Source organism: Psychrobacter sp. 1Y4, assembly GCF_051847555.1.
Window position 1 is genome coordinate 1 of the sequence record NZ_JBPYDE010000574.1, and the last position, 697, is coordinate 697.

1 protein-coding gene and 1 pseudogene are annotated in these 697 nt (G+C 47.2%); one reads left to right on the plus strand and one right to left on the minus strand.

Annotation, left to right across the window (positions count from 1 at the left end; genetic code table 11):
* Positions 1–295, plus strand: a pseudogene (locus ACS8FC_RS17640) (hypothetical protein); the annotation flags it as partial.
* Between the two features lie 146 nt (positions 296–441).
* Here ACS8FC_RS17640 and ACS8FC_RS17645 read toward each other — a convergent pair.
* On the minus strand, positions 442–697 hold a 256-nt coding region (locus ACS8FC_RS17645), incomplete at its 5' end, for an ATP:cob(I)alamin adenosyltransferase (RefSeq protein WP_439297745.1).

Consider the following 697-nt stretch of genomic DNA (forward strand, 5'->3'; position numbering starts at 1 on the left):
GGAGCGCGCTGAGCGCCGTGCAGCAGCCCAAAGCAGTAACAATAATACTCAAGCAGCACCTGCTCGTCAGCAGCCTAGAACCATCACGCCAGTTGAGCCAATTCGTCCTACTGAGCCTGCGACGCCGCCAACCATCAATAAACCGACTAGCAACCAAAACAGCTCGACAGACAACAACCAAGCAGCGGCTACTACTGAGACCAAAAAACCAGTAACGCCAGCGCCGCCAAAAGCAGTGCCAAAAGATGAAACCATCGATATGGTCATCATTGAAGATGATAGCGCTACTTATTAATTTTGCAATTTTATGAGTAGTTAGCAACTGGTAATTGATAAATACTGCTAGGTAATAAAAACCCCGTAACATGAGTGCTGCGGGGTTTTTTATCAGCAAAAAATCAACCTAGTTCAGAGAATGCTAGCAATACTAGGTTTGATTCACTAGCGATTGTCAGCGAAGTTTTGCAAGACTTGACTGTCCCATAGTACTTCAGAGACTTGTTCGGGATCTGTACAAAAGCGTGCGGCGACAAACAACCAATCAGATAAACGATTGATAAAGCTGATGGCAGTGCGGCGTATGGCTGCTGGGCGTTGCTCCTGCAATAATACAGCTTGGCGCTCAGCTCGGCGACACACACTACGTGCGACATGCAACTGGCTCACCAGTACAGAACCTGTGGGTAAAATAAAGTCT